This is a genomic window from Mesorhizobium opportunistum WSM2075, assembly GCF_000176035.2.
In the GTDB taxonomy this organism is placed as follows: domain Bacteria; phylum Pseudomonadota; class Alphaproteobacteria; order Rhizobiales; family Rhizobiaceae; genus Mesorhizobium; species Mesorhizobium opportunistum.
Genome location: NC_015675.1, coordinates 6,501,943 through 6,523,065, shown reverse-complemented (window position 1 = coordinate 6,523,065; position 21,123 = coordinate 6,501,943). Strand labels below are relative to the sequence as shown.

Annotated in this window: 20 protein-coding genes and 2 pseudogenes; 18 read left to right on the top strand and 4 right to left on the bottom strand. The window is 58.7% G+C overall.

Going from position 1 to position 21,123, the window contains the following annotated elements:
• Nucleotides 1-390: 390 nt before the first annotated feature.
• The 10 genes from MESOP_RS31300 to MESOP_RS31260 all read left to right on the top strand — a co-directional run bounded on the left by MESOP_RS31300 (nucleotide 391) and on the right by MESOP_RS31260 (nucleotide 9,519).
• Complete coding sequence (locus MESOP_RS31300) at nucleotides 391-1,413, top strand: D-alanine--D-alanine ligase family protein (RefSeq protein WP_013533466.1); 1,023 nt, start codon at nucleotides 391-393, stop codon at nucleotides 1,411-1,413.
• 185 nt (nucleotides 1,414-1,598) lie between these two features.
• Nucleotides 1,599-1,718, top strand: coding sequence for a hypothetical protein (locus MESOP_RS36900; protein WP_245262920.1), 120 nt, complete (start codon nucleotides 1,599-1,601; stop codon nucleotides 1,716-1,718).
• A 250-nt stretch (nucleotides 1,719-1,968) separates the two neighbouring features.
• Nucleotides 1,969-3,291, top strand: coding sequence for an NAD(P)-dependent oxidoreductase (locus MESOP_RS31295; protein WP_013533465.1), 1,323 nt, complete (start codon nucleotides 1,969-1,971; stop codon nucleotides 3,289-3,291).
• Nucleotides 3,288-3,995 (top strand): class I SAM-dependent DNA methyltransferase, encoded by a 708-nt coding sequence (locus MESOP_RS31290; protein WP_013533464.1) that lies wholly within the window; start codon nucleotides 3,288-3,290, stop codon nucleotides 3,993-3,995. The genes MESOP_RS31295 and MESOP_RS31290 overlap by 4 nt, the downstream gene beginning before the upstream one ends.
• Complete coding sequence (locus tag MESOP_RS31285; RefSeq protein WP_013533463.1) at nucleotides 3,992-4,357, top strand: 2-oxoglutarate and iron-dependent oxygenase domain-containing protein; 366 nt, start codon at nucleotides 3,992-3,994, stop codon at nucleotides 4,355-4,357. The genes MESOP_RS31290 and MESOP_RS31285 overlap by 4 nt, the downstream gene beginning before the upstream one ends.
• Entirely contained in the window at nucleotides 4,354-5,457 is a 1,104-nt protein-coding gene (locus MESOP_RS31280) for an aromatic ring-hydroxylating oxygenase subunit alpha (RefSeq protein ID WP_013533462.1), read from the top strand. The genes MESOP_RS31285 and MESOP_RS31280 overlap by 4 nt, the downstream gene beginning before the upstream one ends.
• On the top strand, nucleotides 5,450-6,904 hold the full coding sequence (locus tag MESOP_RS31275; RefSeq protein ID WP_013533461.1) for an aldehyde dehydrogenase family protein: 1,455 nt from the start codon (nucleotides 5,450-5,452) through the stop codon (nucleotides 6,902-6,904). Before MESOP_RS31280 ends, MESOP_RS31275 begins: the two co-directional genes overlap by 8 nt.
• Nucleotides 6,905-6,913: 9 nt before the next feature.
• Nucleotides 6,914-7,273, top strand: a complete 360-nt coding sequence (locus tag MESOP_RS31270) for a carboxymuconolactone decarboxylase family protein (RefSeq protein ID WP_013533460.1) — start codon at nucleotides 6,914-6,916, stop codon at nucleotides 7,271-7,273.
• A 16-nt stretch (nucleotides 7,274-7,289) separates the two neighbouring features.
• Complete coding sequence (locus MESOP_RS31265) at nucleotides 7,290-8,396, top strand: mandelate racemase/muconate lactonizing enzyme family protein (RefSeq protein ID WP_013533459.1); 1,107 nt, start codon at nucleotides 7,290-7,292, stop codon at nucleotides 8,394-8,396.
• A 16-nt stretch (nucleotides 8,397-8,412) separates the two neighbouring features.
• Complete coding sequence (locus MESOP_RS31260; protein ID WP_013533458.1) at nucleotides 8,413-9,519, top strand: alcohol dehydrogenase family protein; 1,107 nt, start codon at nucleotides 8,413-8,415, stop codon at nucleotides 9,517-9,519.
• A gap of 526 nt (nucleotides 9,520-10,045) precedes the next feature.
• Here the strand turns inward: MESOP_RS31260 and MESOP_RS31255 are convergent.
• Nucleotides 10,046-11,266 (bottom strand): ATP-grasp domain-containing protein, encoded by a 1,221-nt coding sequence (locus tag MESOP_RS31255; protein ID WP_013533457.1) that lies wholly within the window; start codon nucleotides 11,264-11,266, stop codon nucleotides 10,046-10,048.
• A gap of 640 nt (nucleotides 11,267-11,906) precedes the next feature.
• Here MESOP_RS31255 and tnpA point away from each other — a divergent pair.
• From tnpA to MESOP_RS31245, 3 genes and pseudogenes are all read left to right on the top strand, one after another.
• Nucleotides 11,907-12,218 (top strand): annotated as a pseudogene (gene tnpA, locus MESOP_RS36895) (IS66-like element accessory protein TnpA); the annotation flags it as partial.
• Nucleotides 12,219-12,244: 26 nt separating this feature from the next.
• Nucleotides 12,245-12,834, top strand: a pseudogene (gene tnpC / locus MESOP_RS31250) (IS66 family transposase); the annotation flags it as partial.
• A 293-nt stretch (nucleotides 12,835-13,127) separates the two neighbouring features.
• Nucleotides 13,128-13,325, top strand: coding sequence for a hypothetical protein (locus MESOP_RS31245; protein WP_013533456.1), 198 nt, complete (start codon nucleotides 13,128-13,130; stop codon nucleotides 13,323-13,325).
• Here the strand turns inward: MESOP_RS31245 and MESOP_RS34405 are convergent.
• The 3 genes from MESOP_RS34405 to MESOP_RS31230 all read right to left on the bottom strand — a co-directional run bounded on the left by MESOP_RS34405 (nucleotide 13,322) and on the right by MESOP_RS31230 (nucleotide 16,022).
• Nucleotides 13,322-14,401: a GlxA family transcriptional regulator gene (locus tag MESOP_RS34405; protein WP_013533455.1), complete on the bottom strand. Its 1,080-nt coding sequence runs from the start codon at nucleotides 14,399-14,401 to the stop codon at nucleotides 13,322-13,324. The genes MESOP_RS31245 and MESOP_RS34405 overlap by 4 nt on opposite strands.
• 305 nt (nucleotides 14,402-14,706) lie before the next feature.
• On the bottom strand, nucleotides 14,707-15,087 hold the full coding sequence (locus tag MESOP_RS31235) for a carboxymuconolactone decarboxylase family protein (RefSeq protein WP_013533454.1): 381 nt from the start codon (nucleotides 15,085-15,087) through the stop codon (nucleotides 14,707-14,709).
• A 29-nt stretch (nucleotides 15,088-15,116) separates the two neighbouring features.
• Nucleotides 15,117-16,022, bottom strand: a complete 906-nt coding sequence (locus MESOP_RS31230; RefSeq protein ID WP_013533453.1) for a MurR/RpiR family transcriptional regulator — start codon at nucleotides 16,020-16,022, stop codon at nucleotides 15,117-15,119.
• A 241-nt stretch (nucleotides 16,023-16,263) separates the two neighbouring features.
• Between MESOP_RS31230 and MESOP_RS31225 the strand changes: the two genes are divergently transcribed.
• The 5 genes from MESOP_RS31225 to MESOP_RS31205 all read left to right on the top strand — a co-directional run bounded on the left by MESOP_RS31225 (nucleotide 16,264) and on the right by MESOP_RS31205 (nucleotide 20,977).
• On the top strand, nucleotides 16,264-17,613 hold the full coding sequence (locus MESOP_RS31225; protein WP_245262919.1) for an MmgE/PrpD family protein: 1,350 nt from the start codon (nucleotides 16,264-16,266) through the stop codon (nucleotides 17,611-17,613).
• Between the two features lie 219 nt (nucleotides 17,614-17,832).
• Nucleotides 17,833-18,687, top strand: coding sequence for a substrate-binding periplasmic protein (locus MESOP_RS31220; RefSeq protein ID WP_013533451.1), 855 nt, complete (start codon nucleotides 17,833-17,835; stop codon nucleotides 18,685-18,687).
• A 110-nt stretch (nucleotides 18,688-18,797) separates the two neighbouring features.
• Nucleotides 18,798-19,442, top strand: coding sequence for an amino acid ABC transporter permease (locus tag MESOP_RS31215; RefSeq protein WP_013533450.1), 645 nt, complete (start codon nucleotides 18,798-18,800; stop codon nucleotides 19,440-19,442).
• Complete coding sequence (locus MESOP_RS31210) at nucleotides 19,439-20,200, top strand: amino acid ABC transporter permease (RefSeq protein WP_013533449.1); 762 nt, start codon at nucleotides 19,439-19,441, stop codon at nucleotides 20,198-20,200. The genes MESOP_RS31215 and MESOP_RS31210 overlap by 4 nt, the downstream gene beginning before the upstream one ends.
• A gap of 33 nt (nucleotides 20,201-20,233) precedes the next feature.
• Nucleotides 20,234-20,977 carry an amino acid ABC transporter ATP-binding protein gene (locus MESOP_RS31205; RefSeq protein WP_013533448.1) on the top strand — a complete coding sequence of 248 codons (744 nt, stop codon included), beginning with the start codon at nucleotides 20,234-20,236 and terminating at the stop codon, nucleotides 20,975-20,977.
• Nucleotides 20,978-21,123: the final 146 nt, after the last annotated feature.

Here is a 21,123-nt window from a genome sequence, read left to right as displayed (position 1 = left end):
CATGCGGCATCAGCCTGTGTCTTTTTTCCAAGCCACGCGGCCGTTCAGTGCAATGGAAATCCTGACTGGCACTGGTGATGGCACGGGATCTTCCAAGAGCGGGGGCAATTCGTCATCATCCGCTCATAAGACAGACGCCGATTGCTGTCGTACTCAACCGTGTACCATTCATGACGTCTATATTCGAATCCCCACACACCGGGGCGCGACCATTCCGCCGGCGCAGCGCAGATGACATGATTATTCCTCTTGCTCGCGCCATGTCTTCGGCGGCACGGCGATTGCATGGAACGTAGTGAAGGGGCACGGGCTCCAGACGTGCTGATCCCTTCGATTGACAGAAGGCGAGCGAATAAACGTGACGGCGGACAAACATCAAGGGAGTAGCTTATGCGGGTAGCAGTCGTATCGAACCATGATCATACAGGTGTGATCAACCGGTTCGGGCAGCCTATTCCGGAGTTCGGCGACCGCGAAGAGGTGGAAAGCGTGGTGGCGGCGCTGCAAGAGGGAGGTCACGAGACGCTGATTTGCGACGGCGACAAAGGACTGCTCGCTACGCTCGAGCGGTTCATGCCCCCCGATCGGCAATCCCGGCCCTCGGGGATCGTCTTCAACTTGGCGTGGGGAAGTCAGGGCGAGCGCCCTGAAGCCGGCGTTCCGGCCATGCTTGAGATGGCAGGCGTGCCGTGTACCGGACCGGGCCCGCTTGGATATGGTCTGGCGTTCGACAAGGTCATCATCAAGAGGCTCATCCGCGATCGCGGAGTGCCGACGCCAAATTTTCGGGTGATGCGTCTCGGCACCGAGACTACCGGCGACCTGCGATTCCCATTGGTAGTGAAGCCGCGTTACGAATGCGCGAGCTTCGGGTTACAGCTGGCACATGAGCCCGCTCAGTTGAGGCAGGCCGTGGAGGTGATCGTAACGCTGTATGCTCAGGACGCACTCGTCGAAGAATACATTGATGGGCGAGAAATCACTGTCGCGCTGCTTGGAAATCGAGAGCTCGAGGTGTTACCCCTTGTGGAATACGACTTCCGCGACCGCGAAAAGCGTTGTCTGACTCGGGAAGCTAAGCAGCGGAGAATTTGCCCGGGGCAAATCGGGAGTAGGCTTGCGACTGTGCTGCAAGATATTTCGGTTGCGACGTTCCTTGAGTGCCAGTGCCGGGACTACGCCCGCGTCGACCTACGGATCGACCGCTCCGGCCAGGCCTTTGTCCTCGAGATCAACAACATGCCGTCACTCCGTATGCGCGCCTCTTATGTTCTGGCAGCGAGGACCGCCGGATACACCTTCTCGAGTTTGGTAAATCGCATCCTTGATGTTGCGCACATGCGGTATTTCGGAATCGGCATCCCCAACGCCGAACACGCGTCGAATCGCGGCCGGAGGATCGGAAGTTCCTGAAGTGAGCATCGCGAATGACGGGAGCGAGCGGCGCATAGTGCCGAAGGCCCTCGCCAAATTCAGGCGCTGATCCGGGATATGAGTACGCCAGACCCGGGGCATAAGTCTGCGGCAGCTGGCCCAGGCGTCGAAGCCAGTACCTCATCGGATGGCGCGGCTACTTAGGCTTCTGCCAGACCCCAGGGGTGCTTGCCAACTTGGAAGCGTGGACCCGCGGAAGATTACGCATGTATCTCGGGCGGCGATTGGGAACGGGCACAACCACGTCCCTTCAGCCGACCACTGTCATAGCGACAATCCAATGAATTCTGGCTTATTCTCGAAATTTCATCAAACTGTGCGGCAACTCATGAAAGCAAGTCGGCGCCACAATTTGCGAGGTTCCGTATTACGTCATATCCACATATGCTTGGTAAATATTAATTGTGCAAAATTTAAAGTGATTTTAATATAAGAAAGCTTGCCATGATGACATCATCCATTTATTTGTGGGCCTAGGTTCTGTTTGAACTGTACGTAGCACTAATCGCGACTGACCTATGAAAGGAAGTCCCATTGTCTACTGTAGAAGCCGCGCCCGCCGCTCTTTTCGGCAACGCCGAACGCATCGGATTCGTTGGTACCGGCAGCATGGGGCGGCCGATGATCGCCAAGCTCCTGGAGGCCGGCTATCTGGTGAATGTGTACGATATTGATCCCGCGGCTGCAAAAGACGTGGTCGAAAAGGGAGCCCGGTGGCATGATGCACCGTGTGACGCGGCCCGCGATTGCGAGATTGTCATTACTTGTCTGCCGATGCCCCGCGATGTCTTTGACAACATGACGGGCGAGCAGGGCGCTATGGCCGGAATGCCACCGGGCGGCGTGTGGATCGACGCGTCTACTACCGACTACCACAATACGATCGAGATCGCCCGACGGGCGGCAGCAATTGGCGTGTATTCGCTAGAAGCGCCCGTGAGCAACTTGTCTCACATGGGGGTCGATTTTGGCAATGTCAGCTTCTTCGTGGGTGGGCCATTGGAAGCCTATGTACGTTGCGAGGCGGCGTTGCAAGCCATGGGAGCCGTCTCCTTCCATGTCGGAAACATCGGTCAGGGCCAGTCGGTCAAACTTCTGACGAACCTTCTCTTTTACGCTGCGGCCGTTGCCAGCGGTGACGCGCTCTGCCGAAGCGTACGCGACGGCGTTCCAGCCCAGCAGGCGTGGCGCAAGTTTGTCGGTTCTTCGGCGAACTCCGTTGCAGTCGAGCAATTCGTCCCGTTTCTCCTAGATGGCAGTTACGATCGCTCTTGCACTCTGGAGATCACGATGAAGGATATGGACTTGACCGTCCAGCTGGCCGACGAACTCGGCGTGGGACTGCCGATCGGGCGCACGATCGAAGAGCGCTATAGCCTGGCGGGAAGGAAGTTCGATCGACACGACAGCCATCTGAGCGTCGTCGAACTGGCGCAGGCGGCCTACGGCGCTGGACTGCAAGTGCCGGGTTATCGCGCGCCATCCAAATACGGTGCCGACCCCGCGCATCCGCCAGACCAAGAATTTCTGACCGATCCCGTCGGACGGATCAAACCGAAGCGCGAGCATATGTTTCCGCTCGAGGACGTCCCGCTAAGTGACGTCCAGATACGGCTACTCGAGTCTCTGTCCGTCGAGCTCACTAACTTGAATCGCCTGATCCTTGACGAGGCGTTTGATCTTGGGCGCGGCATGGGCCTGAGCGATGCCCTGATCCACGACGTTATCACCTGGAGCGTAGGCGCCTCCGCATGGTCGGATAGCCATGCTCAGCAATACGGCAACCGACAGCCCATTGCCCCGCCGCTGACGAATGTACCCCATCTCATCTACCCCTACACGGAGGAACTGTCATGACCACTCTGAATGAGCAGACGGCAATAGAGCAAGCCGCACGAAAGCGCATCAAGGACTCCCATGCCCTCGACGGCGACGTCGGTCGCTTGGCCCGCTTCTATCGCGGATGGGCCAGTTCCTATGAACTGGATGTTGGCCGCGAGGGCTACTGCGGGCCGACGGTTGTTGCGGAACTCGCGAGCGCGGTGCAGACGGCGTATTTTGCCAATGAACGAGCAGCCATCGCAATCCTTGACGCCGGGTGCGGAACGGGCCTCGTTGGCGCGCAGTTGAATCGCCTCGGCTTCCAGTTGCTAGACGGGTTCGACCTTTCCGAAGACATGGCAGGAAAGGCGCGAAAAAGCCACGTCTACCGCCATGTCCAAGGCGATGTCGACCTTAATGGGCCGCTCTCCGACTACTCCAGTGCGACTTATGACATTACTGTTTGCTGCGGCGTCTTCACGCTCGGGCACGTCCGACCGGACGCATTGCGCGAACTTGCTCGCGTGACGCGCCCCGATGGGTTCATCATCGCAAGCACCCGCAAAAGCTATGCGGAGGCCACATCCTTTGAAGATGAGGTGCGGCGTCTGCAGGATGAGGACCTGCTTGTGACGGCACAGTGTTTAAGCAACGGCAGATACCTCGCGGAGGAGGGCGCCCACTACTGGGTTTTCCAGGTGACCCATAAAGCCAATGCGCGAACGGAGAAGCAGCTATGATCACGCTACCGCAAATCTCACTGACAAAATTGACAGCCGATGCAACGCGACACGAAGAGCGCGAGCGCCTGCGCCTGGCATGCGAGGAGTCCGGGTTCTTCTACCTTGAGCACGGCATCCCGAAAGAACAGATTACAGAAGCCATCCAGGCTTCCCGGCGGTTCTTCGCGTTGCCACAATCGACAAAGGAACGTTTCGGCCACGCCGCCCAAGACGTGTACCCCACTACCGCCCGTGGATACAGTCCCTTGCACGGCGAGGTGCTACATCCCGAGGCTGGTCCCGAGGCCGTCAGCAACATCCAGCGATTTCATCAGCGACGCCAGGAGCTTGGTATCTACTGGAGTGAGGATCAACGATGAATATCCCCGCGATGCCGCCGATTGTGCCCCTGCGATCTCTGGAAGCCCATTACTACACCGACCTAGAGATCTTTGCCAAGGAACAGGCCGGCCTGCTAGCTCGCTCATGGCAATTTGCCGGGCACGTCAGTCTGGTGGAGAAGCCGGGCGACTACTTCACGTTCGAGATCGCCGGCCAGAACCTGTTCTGTATCCGGGATCGCGACGGTGAAGTGCGATCCTTCTACAATGTGTGCCAGCACCGGGCGCATGAGTTGGTGCACGGGACCGGAAATTCAAAGCTCACCGTTTGCCCCTATCATGCTTGGACGTATGAGATCAGCGGACAACTGCGCAGCGGTCCGAACATTAAGGCGGTTCCGGGTTTCGACCGGCACGACGTTTGTTTGCCATCCGTGAGAACCGAGGTTTTTCTGGGCTTCGTGTTCGTGAATCTCGATCCAGATGCGCACCCCATGGATGAATGGTTCTCGAGAGTTCGAGAAGAACTAACTGAATATGTCCCTGACATCGAGCGGTTGAAACCACTAGAATGGGTCGAGATTCCCGAACGCTGCAACTGGAAAGTCTCCGTCGAAAACTATTCCGAGTGCTATCACTGCCAGTTCAATCACAAAACTTTTTCGACCGGCGTGATCAAGCCGGAAACCTATGACATCCAGCCTCAAGGCTATTGCCTCAGGCATACAACCGAATGCCAGAACCTGGAGCGCATGAGCTACCCGATTGATCTCGCCGCCAATCCCCGCGCCCGGAAGTATTCGTCGTGGTTCTTGTGGCCAACATTCTCCTTCCAGGTCTACCCCGGCAACGTGCTGAACACCTATCACTGGCGCCCCAAGGGCGTGGATGAGGTCGTCGTATGGCGCGGCTGGTACACGATCAACGGAGCCGATTCGGATATGATACGCAAGCTGGCTATCCAAGATCGGGCGACCACGGTGGAGGAAGATATCCACATCGTTGAATCCGTCCAGCGCGGTCTGAAAAGCCGCGGCTATCGGCCTGGCCCACTCGTTATCGACCCCAATTGCGGCGTCAATTCCGAGCACTCGATACGTGTGCTCCAAGAGTGGATGCGCGAGGCCGTCCATGCCTGAGGTTAAGGCATATTGGCAGAACTATATTGACGGCGCATGGACCGACGGCGGTGCCGGCAGGATCGTGGTCGACGATCCCGCAACAGGTGAAAATCTGGCCGAGCAGGGGCTTGCCGATGCCGGCGATGTCAACCGTGCGGTCGTAGCTGCCAGAGCGTGTCACGAAACTGGCGTGCTGACTGCAATGCGTCCGGTCGAGCGCGGCCGGATGGTCCAGGCGATGGGTGACTACCTTCTGGCCAATATCGACATCATTGCGGAAGTGCTGTGTCGTGAGGCGGGCAAGCCGCTCTGGGAGGCGCGGCTCGAGGTCGAGGGTGCGGCGCGTTACTTCGAATATTACGGCAACCAGGCCGAAACGTTCGAGGGCCGCTCGATCCCGCTCGGCGAGGGCTATTACGACTTCACCAGCTACGAGCCCTATGGCGTGTCCGCGCAGGTGATCCCGTGGAACTATCCGCTGGAGATGGCCGCACGCTCGCTAGCGCCGGCTTTGGCCACGGGCAATGCCTGCGTCGTCAAGACCCCCGAACTCGCCCCGCTGTCCAGCGCATACATCGCTAAGGCGGCCGAGCATGCTGGCCTGCCGCGCGGCGCAGTCAACATACTGTGCGGGCTTGGTCGCGAAGCCGGGGCATCGCTGGTCGGCCACCGAGACGTCAGCCAGATCGTCTTCATCGGCTCCGTGACGACTGGCATCAGTATCGCCTCAGCTGCGGCCAGGAACGTCGTCCCCTGCGTGCTGGAGCTCGGCGGCAAATCGGCCGCGATCGTCTGGCCCGACGCCGACCTCGACGCGCTTGTGTCGTCGGTGCGCTGGGGGATTTTCTTCAATGCCGGCCAGGTATGCTCCGCCATGTCCAGACTGATCGTCCATGATGACGTTCACGACGAGGTCGTCGAACGGGTGGCCGATATGGCCCGCTCGATCTCGGTCGGACCGGGCCTCGATCGACCGGACTTCGGCGCAAATATGGGGGCGATGATCTCCGCTGCTCAGCGCGATCGCGCCGAGGCAATGTGCCGCGAGGCTAAACGCCAGGGCGCCCGACCCGTGGTCGGTGGTCGCAAACTCAACCAGCCCGGTTACTTCCTCGAGCCGACCATATTTGACGGTGTTACACCGGACATGAACATCGCCCGAGACGAGATCTTCGGACCGGTCCTGTCCGTCCTAAAGTTCGGTGAGGACGAGGAGGCAGTGCGCATTGCCAACGGAACCGATTACGGGCTCGTAGGTGGCGTCTTTACCGCCGACGTCACCCGAGCGATGAAAACAGCCGCGCGGCTGCGCGCCGGACAAGTCTTCGTTAACGAATGGTTCGCCGGGGGCGTCGAGACGCCCTTCGGCGGCTATGGCAAGTCCGGCTACGGGCGGGAAAAGGGCCGCGAGGCGTTATGGAACTACGTGCAAACCAAGAACATCGCGATCTCACTTCAATCTTAGGAGTTTCGTGTGAAGAAAGATTTGTTCGACGAGGGCCTTCCCAGGCGCAAGGCCACCTTGGAGGCCGAATACGTGGAGAAGAACCTCGCCGCTGCAGACGCCTTCACCCGTCCCTTCCAAGAGGCGATGACCGCCTGGTGCTGGGGGTTCGGCTGGGGCGACGAAGCGCTCGACGCCCAGACGCGATCGCTCATGAACCTCGCGATAATCGGGGGGCTCGGAAAGATGCACGAGTGGGAAACCCATTGCCGCGGCGCGCTCAACAACGGTGTGTCCATGGAAGAGATCCGCGCCGCGATCCATGTCGTCGGTATCTACTGTGGCGTGCCGCAGGCGCTTGAGCTTTCGTGTCGCCAGCAAGGTTCTTGAGGAGCGCCCCGCTGCTATGAAGATCACCCGGATTTACGTGTGGCAGCACGAGCTTCCGCTGACGAAACCTTACTGGCTGTCCGGCGGCCGGCTGAAGTTCGAGAAACTCGACAGCACTTTCGTGCGCATCGACACGGATGCCGGTCTGTCCGGCTGGGGCGAAGGCTGTCCATGGGGCAACACCTACCTGCCTGCCCACGGACCTGGCATCCGGGCTGGCATCGCAACGCTGGTGCCAGCGCTGCTCGGGCGCGACCCGTGCGCGCTTGACGCGATCAACCGCACTATGGACAAAGCCTTGCCCGGCCATCTCTACGTCAAGTCGGCCATCGACATGGCCTGCTGGGACATTCTCGGCAGGGCGAGCGGCATGCCGCTGTGGCGCCTGTTTGGTGGCGAAGAAGCAGATCCGGTCGCAGTCAATTCGTCGATCTCGACCGGCTCGAATGAGGAGATGATTGCCCTTATCCGGGAGGCGTATGCGCACGGCTACCGCACCCATTCGGCAAAGGTGGGTGGCAGCGACCCGGCGCACGACATCTCCAGGATAGAGGCAATCGAGGCCGCCCTGCAGCCCGACGAGACCGTGACCTATGATGTCAATCGTGCCTGGCTGCCGGCGGTCGCGATCCGGGTCTTGAATAATGTAGGCCTGCGGGGCTGGGTCGAGCAGCCCTGCCAGACCCTGTCGCAGTGCGCGCAGGTGGCGAGAAGGGTGAGCCAGCCGATCATGCTGGACGAATGCCTGCACACTTTCGAGGACCATCTGGAAGCCTGGAAGCTCGGTGCCTGCGAAGGCGTCAAGGTGAAGCCGAACCGGGTCGGGGGACTGACTAAGGCCAGGCAGATCCGGGATTTCGGCGTGTCGGTGGGGTGGCAGATGCATATCGAGGACCTCGGCGGCTCCGCACTGGCCGATACGGCTGCCATCCACCTGGCGTCCTCCACGGCAGCCGAAAACAGGCTTGCGAGCTGGCTTTGCCATCATCATCTCGCTGTCGACCTGGTTGCGGGCCAGGGTGCCAGGAACATCGACGGCTTTGCTACCCCGCCGAGCGACCCCGGTCTCGGCGTCGAACCGGACGTCGAGGTGCTGGGTGAGGCAGTTGCGGTCTATTCGTGATCCCGAGGAGAAAAACGTGACTCGGCCGACATCTATGCGTGCGGTGATCCTGACCGGCCACGGCGGTCTCGATAAGCTCGAATACCGCGAAGATTGGCCCATTCCCGCGCCGGCTGCCGGCGAAGTGTTGATCAAGGTCGGAGCCTGCGGCCTCAACAACACCGACATCAACACCCGCACCGCATGGTATTCCAAAGCCGTCCATGACGGCATCACGCTGTCGAGCGGCAGCGCGGGCTTCGCCGTGGCCGAGGCCGATGTCGGCGGTTGGGGAAGCGCGGCGCTGCAGTTTCCGCGCGTCCAGGGCGCCGATGTGGCGGGCCGGATCGTGGCCATCGGCGACGGCGTTGACACCGGCCGGATCGGCGAACGGGTTATCGTCGACCCGTGGCTGCTTGGCCCGGAGGACTGGTTTGACGCCAAAAGCGCGGCCTATTTCGGGTCCGAATGCGACGGCGGATTTGCCGACTTCACTACCGTGCGCGGCGACAACGCGATCCGAATCGAGAGCCCGCTGTCGGATGCCGAGCTGGCAACCTTTCCCTGTGCCTACACCACGGCGGAGAATTTGATCTCGCGCACCTGTCTGAAGCCTGGGGAGGCCGTGGTGATCGCCGGCGCCTCGGGAGGAGTGGGATCGGCCGCGATACAACTTTGCCGGTTGCGCGGCGCTCGCGTCATCGCGATCGCCTCGCGCTCGAAGGCGGCCCTGCTCGAGGAACTCGGCGCTGAGACGGTGATTGACCGCGCATCGCCCGACTTGGCCGAAGCAATTCGCGCGGCTGTCGGCGGCGGTGTCGATGTCGCACTCGACGTCGTTGGCGGCAGCGTTTTCGGATATTTGATCGAGGCGTTGCGTCACGGCGGCCGCTATTCCACTTCAGGCGCGATCGCCGGGCCGGTTGTCGAATTCGACCTGCGCCAACTGGTCTACAAGGACCTGCAACTCACCGGCGCGACGATCGTGCCCCCAGGCACGGCATCACGCCTTGTTCGCCTGATCGAGCGGGGTCTGCTGAAGCCGATACTCGCCGCTCAGTACCCACTACGCGAGCTTGCCGCTGCCCAGCAGGCGTTCATGGAAAAGCGGCATGTCGGCAATATCGTGGTCGCTATGTCCTGACGTTTCGCGGCTGGATGGGACGCTGAGGATCAGCCCTGCGCCCCCGTCCGCCGCGTCGCGCTCCCCTTGCGGGGCGACCATCGCTGATCAGATGACCATTGGACCGGCGAAACTCTCCGACCTGAACCTGCAGGACTGTCTCGCCAACGTGCTATCTAGCATCAATGACCACATCGTCAGCCCGCTCGATGAACTCTTGCCCGGACTGGAAGTTGCCGGCTGTCCCTCACCACAGGGGGCAAGAAGCCGGCCACTGTCGGCGACAGGACCTTGACCGGCCTTTCCTTTCTTGGTCGAAGCGGCGACGACAGCAATGGTGTGCAAGGGGCCGAGTCACACTCAACCAAAGATGGGCGTTCGTGCCGACGGGCGTCTTACCAATCGGCCGGGTAGCCGCCAAACTGGCGCTTCCCGAAGGCGATCATGCGGACACATCTTTGAGACCGCAGGACAAAACGCCGCCCAGCTTCGCAAGTGTACCGATCTATGCCTTGGCCAAAAGCGGTCCAGTTAGATCAGGCTGTTCCTATTCACTAACGGGCGGAAACGGTGTGATCGACCAATTGATCAATTCGACGGCACTTTGAAGTATTGCCTCGGTCCGAGTATGGCTGCGTGAAAAGGCGATGACATATCCCATGGAGTCTAGGTAATCGCCTTTCCTAACGATCGGCATCTTGGGTTTGACCCACAATTTGATCTCGGCCACACCAGGTACCGCAGCTGCCCGACTGCCGTCATCGATCCAGTCGAGGGTACCCTCGTGATCGGGAAGTAGGTTCCGCCAGCCAGCAATTTCCGAATGCCTTTTACGCAAATCCCATTCGTCGCCGGTGACAAGTTTGATGTGCTCGGTGATGAGATCGATACCGTAAGCCAGCTGAATGTGTTCAGGACCGCCACCAAGACGCGGATTGACTTCAATGACGACTGGGCCACACTTCGTCCACCGGAGTTCAATGCACGTTGGCCCCCAGCCAAGGCTCAGAGCTTGCAAACAGCTCAACGAAGTATCGATGATACGCTTATGCTCGTCATCAGTTAGCGGAGCGGGAAAGATGCCCCCACGAAAGACGAAATGCGGTGGGCGGTCGAAGTCAGCTGCCTCAATCCCAATGACCTCATGTCCCATCACATGAGTGATATAATGCGGACCTTCTGCGAATTCTTCGACCAGTATTCTCGGCGGGGACCGCCAAATGTGCTTGCCGCCCAATAGATAGGTCGTGTGTTCGGCTAGCTCGTGGATATTGCGGCACAATCGGACGCCTTGGCTGCCAGTGCCTACGGCTGGCTTGAGAATCACTGGCAGGCCGATCTCTGCGGCAGAGCTTTCGACGTCCGCCACATTAGTGGCCACGCGATACGCTGGTATTGGAACCCCGGCTTCCGCGAGAAGCTGGCGTTGGACGAATTTGTCGCAGCATCGCTCAATAGAGGTGGGGTCCGGTCCGGGTAGATCGAAATGCCGGCAGAGCTTGCCAACTTTCGCACAGAACGGTTCCGCGGAGGATGTAATTCCAGCAATATCATAGGTTGCACGCAGCTGGGAACATTCACGGATCAGCGCATCGAGATTGTCTGTATCGATACGGACTGCGTCAATGCTTCGGGTTGCAAGATAGTCGTACTGAGTTGGATCAGTCGACAAGGTAATTGGATGAAGACCAAGACGCTGGGCCGCTTGGACGTACATAAGACCATTGCTCCTCCCGGCTTCAACTAGTATGAGCGATCTTCTTGCCATTTTCTGCTGTCTCCACGTTGCGTGCGGTCGAGATAAATAGGCATCAACTTCTTCAGTTTCGCCTGACCAGAGTGTCTAGTGAACGTACTGTCGTCAGCAGCGTACCACTATCAGCGGTTTGCAATCGCAAAGATTCTGCAAGCTTGTTTGAAGGATATGTTGCAATTGGTTCATTGTGAGAGCCTAACTCATCGCAGCGACCAAGCCGAGAGGCTCGTTGTTCTCTCCTTCGAAAGCCGATCCGGATGATCTCTCATTCTTGATCTTGCCAGAAGCCCGAACTCAGTGAACGGTCAATTCGGAGCCCGCTTTCCGCATCAACAGATCGCACGAGACGTGCGCGTCATCAAAAAAACGAACGGGCTTGTGATCGGAAAGCTCGAAAGCTCCGTTTCGTTTTTCTTCGCTGAGGTAGCGGACTTCCAGAGTCCGCAGGGGCACGATCGGCGACCTGGCGGGACGTTCACAGCGCGTCGCGGCGCATCAGCCCACTATGGAGGTCCTCGCCATGGAACCAATCCGGATCACATGGTCAGTTTCAGTCCGTGCTTAACGAGTAAGCGGTGTTTCGGGGCCACCTTTCGGGAGTGATCGCGATCTGTGAGGTTGCCGATCCTGTATTGGGATCGGAGATAGGCTTGTGTCTGGACTTGACCTTACGCTCGACCCGGAGCGGCAGCCTCGGCGTTTCGAGGTGATCAACGGTGCTGGCGGCCGGCGTCACTGGTCGCTGGATGACAAGGCGCGGATCGTCGCGGAGACGCTGGAACCGAACGCAATCATTTCCGAAGTCGCCCGGCGTTATGGTCTCAGGCCACAGCAGGTGTTCGCCTGGCGGCGCGAAGCGCGCAAACAGGCCGCTTCGGTGCAGCAGGAATCCCCGACCTTCGTGCCGGCGGTGGTGGCGCCTCCGGAACCCGCGCCGACGCGTCCAGCACAGCCACGGAAGCGGAAGGCGACCCGAGATGCTGGCCTGATGGCGGCGCAACGCTCGCCTTCTGCTGGGCACACGTGCGCCGGCGCTTCTACGAACTCGCCGCGGCTGGCCCAGCGCCGATCGCGAGCGAGGCGCTCCGGCGCATCTCAGAACTCTATCGCGTCAAGGACGACATCCGCGGCCAGCCGGCAGACGCACGTCGTGCCGCGCGCCAGGAAAGGAGCCGGCCCATCCTGGTCGAGCTCGAGCCGTGGCTGCGCGAGAAGCTCGGCCTGATCAGCCAGAAGACCAAGCTCGCCGAGGCGATCCGCTATACGCTGTCACGCTGCGAGGGGCTCACCCACTTCCTCGACGACGGACGCATCGAGGTCGACTCCAATATCGTCGAGCGGTCGATCCGCCCGATCGCGCTCAACCGGAAGAACGCCCTCTTCGCGGGCTCTGACGGCGGCGCCGAGCACTGGGCCGTCGTCGCTTCGCTGATCGAGACGTGCAAGCTGAACGGCGTCGAGCCGCTCGGCTACCTGGCCGACGTGCTCGCCAGGATCGTCAACGGCCATCCGAACAGCAAATTGACGAACTCCTGCCCTGGACCTACATCGCCAAGCCGGAGCTCAAGGCCTTGGCCTGAGAACGACGCTTACCTTAACGAGGCCGGTCTCCAATCCAATCTGAAAATTAACCGGTGGGAAATCAATTTGCGTCAGCAACCGAAATTGGAGAATTGTACCTGCACAGGTCACATTTCGAAATACTAGCGCAACATCTACTTCACGCAAAATAACCTTACGCATTGCGGCAATGTGATACAGCTTTGGCGACGCCCGACCTGCGGTGACGGCATGGCGAGCCTGGTACCTGACAGCTCTGTGCATCTGTATGCCAATCACAACATCCAGCGCAAAATGGCTGCGGAGAGAGATTATGGAACGCCCGCGGATCCTTAGTCTCGTCGATGCATTCCCCGAGGCACCCAGGGAGGCGTTTGCGGTCGAGTTCAGCCGATTTCTCGACAAGGCTGACGGCATTGCTCAATCCGAGCGGTTGTTTGACCTTTTATCCGCCTTTGCCCTGAATTTTGATTGCCCGTGGACCTCCTATGGGTCTCTTGCACCTGACTAACGGGGTTTAAAGCCCGATGATTCTGCGCGCATGGTTCTGGAGGATGCAGTCATGCAGTCGGCAGCTGGACCGCCAGCAGGATCAGCGAGCGGATCATATGGGCGATCTTGTCCAGTTCCGTACGACAACAATCGAGTTTGATGTGGGGCGCAGCCGTACATTTCCCGATAGACTTTTGAGAAATGTGATGCAGAGACGAATCCGCACGCTACAGCTATCTCTATAACGGGCAGGTTCGAGCTTCGAAGCAGCAAGTGCGCGCGCTCGAGACGCAGTTCCAGGTAGTAGCGGCTCGGACCTCGTCCTAGTTCACGCCTGAAGAGTCGCTCAATTTGGCGGCGTGTAAGGCCAGTCGCTGCCACCAGTCCATTTACCGACTTGGGATCGCCGATATGTGCTTCCATCTGATCGATGACTGTTATCACTGCCTTGTGATTGCATCGTACGCGGGAATTCGGCGGCAAGCGTTGACGGTCCCCAACAGAGCGGACACGACACGCGATGGCCTTCTCACATATGCGATTTACGACGGCAGCTCCATGATCGCGTCCAACCAGATCCAGGAATGTATCAAAGGATGCGCCTGCGCCAGAGCAGGTATACAGCTCACCATCTTCCTCGAATGCGGCTTGCGTAGCTATAACGCTTGGAAACTTCTCCAGGAATAGCGGGAATTGCTCCCAGTGCACGGCGCAGCGGCGACCTTCTGCCAGGCCCGCTCGAGCAAGGACTAGGGTTCCGCCACCTATGCCGATAAGGCGCGCGCGACGGTTGCGGCACTCTCTGAGCCAGGCATCCAACTGGCTGTCATGTCGAGGGAGGGAACGGCCTCCACACACTATCGCGACCGTGGCTGGGTTTGATCGAAGGCGGTCACGCTCCGATCGCAATGCGGCGGCTGAGCTTATGGTGATGCCGCAACTCGACACCACCGGTTGTCCGTCGCCCGAAACAACCTGCCAACTATAGGCGTTTCGTCCCGTCGCTTCGTTAGCCAGCGTAAGCACTTCAATCGCGGAGGAAAAAGCATGCAGGGAAAAAGCGGGAAGCAGGTAAAAGTTAAACCTGCCGGGCATGGTTTCCAGGCCTTGCTTTCGGGCCTCGTTGTATCGACCCGAGGAGCCCCGCGCTGCGTCAAGCGGTGTCAGCCGTTGCAAAATCGAAACCCTGTCTTCACACGAGTAGCCTGAGTACGTTCATCGTTGCCGGACCAAATTCTCACGGCGCACCCCCAGAATTGTTCGATGTCGCTCAGAAGCCGCGGCCCAACACCTGATGGTGGCTACGCTACGCGGCCTCGAAAAGATTCTCGCACAAGCCGAGCCTTTTCGCCGGCCGCCAGCCCAACGTCGACCATATCAGGCCCGACGAGTTCTTAGGCTTATAAGAGATTTCGTTCCTCAAGTACTTTGCGAGCAACCCTGAAGCACTCTAAAGCCTGTGGCACGCCGCAATAGATGCCAACTATGTGAATCGCAGCACGGATCTCGTCCTTTGAGACACCATTGTTGATTGCGCCACGACAATGGGTCTCCCATTCGTGCATCTTCCCTAAGGCGCCGATCATGGCCAGGTTCATCAGCGATCTCGTCTTTGGATCGATTGCTTCATCTCCCCAGCCAAATCCCCAACACCAAGCCGTCATCGCTTCCTGGAACGGGCGGGTGAATTCGTCTGCCGACGCGAGGTTTTTCTCAACGTACTCGGCGCCAAGTACGGCCTTTCTTTTGGACAGGCCCAATTCAAAGAGATTTTGTTCCATTCTGTCCTCTATGTGCGAACGGGCCGGCATCACCTTTGCTCATCTTTCCAGTAGATACCCAGATCATGCCGCCGTTGGTGGAAACGCTCGATATTATTGACAGCGCCGGTCTTGGCTTCCGCTACGACAAAGGCCATGATCGTCTCGAAAAGCGCGGTAACAGCAACGGTAGAGGGAAAAAATTGCGGGGTGTTGGTGGGTATGACGAAACGCTGATCTGCCCGGACGAGGATCGGCGATGCCGGGCTGTCAGATATGCCAACCACCTTGAGGCCGTAAGAACGGGCGACTTCGACAGCCTCGATGATCTCGCGTCGATATGGCTTAAATGTCATCGCCACCAGGATGTCGCCCTTCTCGGCGTGGACCAGTCCGTCAATAGGCAGGGACCCTTCACGCGGGATGGCGACAACGCCGCCTACGGCCATGCTCGCAAGATAGGCGAAGTTTCGGGCAATGGAACTGGCGAAGCCTACGCCAAGCACATATGTCATTCGCGCACTCACGATAGCGTCGGCGAGCTTCTTTATCTCGGTTGCGCTCGTACCAGTAAACAGACCCTCAATATTCTCTATGGATGTCGACGCCATCTGGCTGTAGAGGCTGGCGAGCTTGCCGCCCTTCGAAAGTGACTGAAGCCATCGCGCTCGGTCCGGAAAGTCGTCGCGCCCTCGCATGACTTGTTCTCTAAAGGGTCTACGAAAATCCTCGTACCCTTCAAAGCCCAGAGCGCGGGCCATCCTGACCAAAGTATTTGGCTTGATATCGGCGCCCTGCGCCATGTTTCTGATCGACGTGATGCTGATCAGATTTGAGTTCTCAAGTACATGGGTAGCGGCCTTGTGCAATTCCGGTGTGAACGAAATGAGCCGCCCTCTAATCTCTTCCAGAACCGCGGCCGCGGACCTTTCGGATGGTACATTCATTCGCTTCATGGTTGACATCCATACAGTTGTTCGGTAGCGTTGTCTATAGCGTGTTTGCTCGGAGAAGGCACATGAATGTACGCGATGCACGCGTTGAAAGCACGGGTGTGCGTGCCCCAGCTTGTGGAATGGCATAGCCTCTGAAAGTTGCTTTCCCGCGCCGAAATGAACGAGCTTCTGCCGGCAGACCACTAACGCAGCTGAGCCGCCCTCCAATTGCAAACGATCAAAGTCTTGATCAGCAAGCTGAATGAATATGCCGAATCTCGATATCGCCTCGTCAATTGCCGAATGGGCCGGGCGCTATAGGGGCGATATGTCTCCCACAATCGAAAGGGAGGCGCGCCGAAGCCTTGTCGATACCGCATCTTGCATGTTTGGCGGCAGAACTACAGCCGTGTCTGCCCTGGCTGAGAAGGCGATATCGTTAGAATCCGGAGAGGGTGCGGTTTCGATTGTTGGTGGCGGCATGCTCAGTGTCGGTGGGGCTGCCTTTCTCAATGGCGTGCGCTCCCATGCTCTCGATTTCGACGATTACGAATTCGTCGGCTCGACGCACCCCAGTGCACCGATCCTTGCGGCGCTTCTTGCCGTTGGCTTTCGCGACGGCTTGACCGTTGGCGATATCCTTCGAGCCTGGACGGTCGGATATGAGGTTATTGTTCGTCTGGGTGAATCTCTCGGCTTCGGGCACTACCTGTCGGGATGGCATTCAACATCCACGCTTGGTCCGATCGCCGCTGCCGCCGCATGTGCTCACGCCATGGACCTGCCAAGCGAACGCATTGCGGCCGCGATGAATATGGGGTCCAGCGTATCTGCGGGGCTTCAGCATCAGTTCGGAACAGACATGAAGGTTGCCCATGTTGGCTTAGCTGCCAGGGGCGGAGTATTTGCGGCTCAGTACGCGAGGGTCGGAGCGGTAGCAGCTTCCGGCCTTGTTTGGGACGGCCCTTTGGGCTTCCTGGCGAATTTTGGGACGCCCACGTCTCCAGGAACTCGGGCGGTCCTTGCGACCAGAATCATCGGGCAAGGAATTATGGACCATCCGGTTGCGCGAAAATCTTGGCCAAGCTGTTCCTATACCCAAAGGCCGATCGAGGCAGCTATCGGGCTACGCGAGAATCACCAGATCGATCCCACATCGATCGCTTCGATAGCGATCCACAGTCCCGCGCCTTTCGTGCGAGTTGTGTCGATCGCCGAACCCACGACATCCGCGGAGGCGCGGTTCTCAGTTCGGTATTGCGTCGCAAGAGCAATGTTGTGTGGCGTGTTGACCCCTGCTGATTTCGAACCGGCAGCGCTGAGCGAGCCGGACACTCGGGCCCTGATGCTGAAAGTGTCGATCGTACCTGAACAAGTCCCGGATGACATCCAAGATCTATCGCCAGAAGCTCCCGACCGCCTTGTCGTTACATTGCAATCAGGGCAGCGCCTCGAAAAAGCCGTGGCTTATGTGCGCGGAGGGCCCAAGAATCCGATGACGGACGCCGATCTGACACGAAAGGCCAAAGCTTGCGATGCTCCTGCCGAGCTTGTCGGTCTTTTGGCCGAAGGTGCTTTGTCCATTCCTATCAGGTCGACGGCCATCTTTTAAAGCTACCGCAGGGCTCCGTCCGGTCAACGTCGTTTCATCCTCACTGGGATGTCCAAGCAATTCTCCGAATCCGAATTGACTCAAAAACGTTTGTACGCCAGGTTCTCTGCGGGAAAACAATCGTTCTCTAACCGCCGGTCGGTTCCACGGTTGTGATGGCCAGGGATGGCGAACCCCATCCCAAAAAAGAAAAAGCGGTTAAGCTCAGGGGAGTGAAACATGGACAGACGCAGCATGTTATCGGCGATGGGGGCCACGGCCGCCGCATCGCTCGTGGCCAAAGGCGCCAAGGCCGAGGAGGTCACCTCGACCTTGGATGCGATAATGAAGCGCGGCCACTTGTTAGCCGGCGCGCGATACGATTATCCTCCGGGCAGCTTCGCTGACGCGCAGGGCGTCGTGCAGGGCTACGGACCGGATGTGGCGAGGGAGTTCGGCAAGCACTTGGGTGTCGAAGTCAAGTTCGTGCAGACGACGTCGCAGACCCGAATCCCGCTCTTGCTGAACGGGCAGATTGATGCCGAGTTCGGTCCTACCACAAACTCCAAGATTCGCGAGGAAGTCGTGGACTTTTCCTTGATCTGGAACACCGAGCAGGCGGTCATACTTGTCCGGAAAGGTGAACCGACGGACCCCAAGGCTTACGCCGGCACGGAAAAGACGATCGGCGCGACGCAGGGCGCAGTCTATATAGGCTACTGGAGAGCGACCAATGCTGGCGCCAAGTTCAAGCTCTTCCAACAGTATCCGGAACTGCTGCTGGCCGTTGCCCAAGGGCAAGTGGACTGCGTTCTGATCGACTCCTTGCAGGCGGAGCTGATGATCGAAAAAATGTCCGACGCGAAGCTCGCGGTGGGCGAGCCTTTCTATCGGGACTCCAGCGCCATCATGGTTCGGCAGAACGATTCGAAATGGCGCAACTGGGTGAACTGGGGCCTGCAGCGCCTTTGGCTTGAAGGCAAACTCCAGGAGATCTACCGCAAATACTACAACGAAGAGCCAGGGTTCGTGTTGTGGCAGCCAGGCATGATGCAGCCTGGCGTAGCGGAAGTGCACGGCCCCGATAAGTGGTAGCTTCCAGACAGACATGAACGCAGGTCGGCCGGACCAACAAGCGCCGCGAAAGCCGCGCCACTGGTCGACCTGAGTGATCGGGGCTTGACGCGGAACCCTACGGAAACCTCATGCATCTCGACTGGGGAATAATCTGGGAGTACCGAGCTCTGCTGTTCCAGGGTTTGGGTACGACGCTCCGCATATCTCTGATCTCGATAGCTCTGTCTTTTCTGATCGGATCGGTTGTCGGCTGCTTGAAGGTTACTGCGGGCTTCCATCTCAGAAAGTCCTTAGATACGTGTGTAGAAGTCATCAGGGATATACCAGTAGTTGTAAAATTATTTGCCATATATTACGCCTTCGGGATCGATGCATCCATTTCCGGCGTGATAGCTTTAACGTTGCATCAGGGCGCCTATATCTCTGATGTTGTGACCTCAGGAATCCGGGCTCTTCCCACAGGGCAGTGGGAGGCCGGCATCGCTTCCGGCCTGTCAGGCCGACAGGTATTTACGAGGATCATACTGCCGCAGGCGATCCGGATCACTGTACCGCCCCTGACCAGCCAATTTATCCAAGTCGTGAAGAATTCATCGACTGTGATGCTGATCGCGATTGAAGACCTCACGTTCATGACCCAGCAGATCGAGCAGGAGACGTTTCGCGGCATGGAGGCCGCGATCGCGGTGACGGTCCTGTACCTGATGCTTGCTTTGCTGATAGCGGGCGCGATGAGCGCTGTCCAAGTGCTAATGGACCGGGAACGCCGATGAATCTCGATCGCCAGCCAGAGGATGCCGATCGCCGGAAGGCGGTTATTTGGTACGGTTGCCTCGCGTTCCTGTGCTTTGTGGGTGCTTGGAAAGCGGCTGGGTTTCGCTGGGCTCCCATTTGGCCGAGCGCCGGCCTGATCGCGCAAGGCCTATGGCTATCAATTCAGCTCTCCATCCTGTCCACTGCGATCGGACTGGCGGCCGCGATACCTTTGGCGGTGGCGCGCGTCCACGGTTCGTCTTTCGCCAGGATTCCGGCGGTTTTCCTGATCGAGATCGTTCGCGCGACGCCCGAGTTGATGGTGATATTTTGGGTCTACTTCGGCGCTCCGGCCATCACGGGTCAACCAATCGACGGTTGGACAGCGGCGCTGGTGGCAATGTCGATAATCGCGGCTTCGTACCTGGCTGAGGTCATTCGAGCTGGGTTGTATTCCGTGGACAAGGGTCAATGGGAGGCCGCTGCGTCGACGGGCTTGAACAACTGGCAATCCTTCAAATGGATAATCCTGCCCCAGGCTATTTCCAACATGATGCCAGCCCTTCTGTCGCAAGTGATTATGCTTTTCAAGACAACGTCTCTCGTCTCAATGGTGGGGGTAATTGATTTCTTTAGAGCAGCGCAGATCACAAACAGCAACACCTTCAGTCCGTATGCGATCTATACTTTGGTTGGCATTGGATATTTTATCATTTGCGGCACCCTCTCCTTGGTCGTGAAAAGGTGGCGAGGGCGGGTTTCCGCTGTAGGTGCTTGAGCGATCGGAAGCATAGGGAATGGATTTCGTTACATGACGATTCAGTCGATCATTCGGTTCTCCAAGGTCAGCAAGAGCTTTGGAACCGCCCAGGTGCTGCACGAAATCGATCTCAATGTGAGGGAGCGCGAAGTCGTCGTTGTGTGCGGCCCGTCCGGCTCGGGAAAGTCAACGCTGACCCGATGCATCAATGGCCTGGAAACGTTTCAGACCGGGTCTTTGCGGGTCCTTAATCACAATCTGAACGCAGCCAAGAAGAACCTTCGGCAGCTTCGTTGCGAAGTCGGAATGGTCTTTCAGAATTTCAATCTGTATCCGCATCTCGACGCGATCGACAACATTACCCTGGCACCCCGCCTGGTGCGTGGGACCGCCAGGCGAGAGGCGGAGGAGCGCGCTCACGCGCTGCTCAAACGCGTCGGCATAGGCGACAAGGCCCGCGAGTTCCCGGGCCGCCTTTCGGGCGGGCAAAGGCAGCGCCTCGCGATTGCCCGCTCACTGGCCATGGACCCAAAGGTGATGCTTTTCGACGAGCCGACATCCGCCCTTGATCCGGAGATGATTTCAGAAGTGCTGGATGTCATGGGTGAGCTCGCACAGGCGGGCATGACCATGGTTGTCGTGACGCACGAAATGGGATTCGCGCGCAAGGTCGCCGATCGCATCGTTTTCTTGGATTCCGGGCGAATAGTTGAAGAAGCTGAGCCGGAGCAATTTTTCACCGCACCGACGGACAGGCGGGCAAAGGACTTCCTGTCAAAGATTCTTTCCCACTAGGGAAGCGGGAACAGCCGCGGCGTGCTCACGCTCGGCGGCATCGGCTGTGCCCACCTAATTCCTCAAAATCTCATTAGGAGGCTCCCCGTAAGGCTGCTCGCGCAAGCTTGGCCGCATGGCCCGCTATGGTACAATTTTTCGATTTA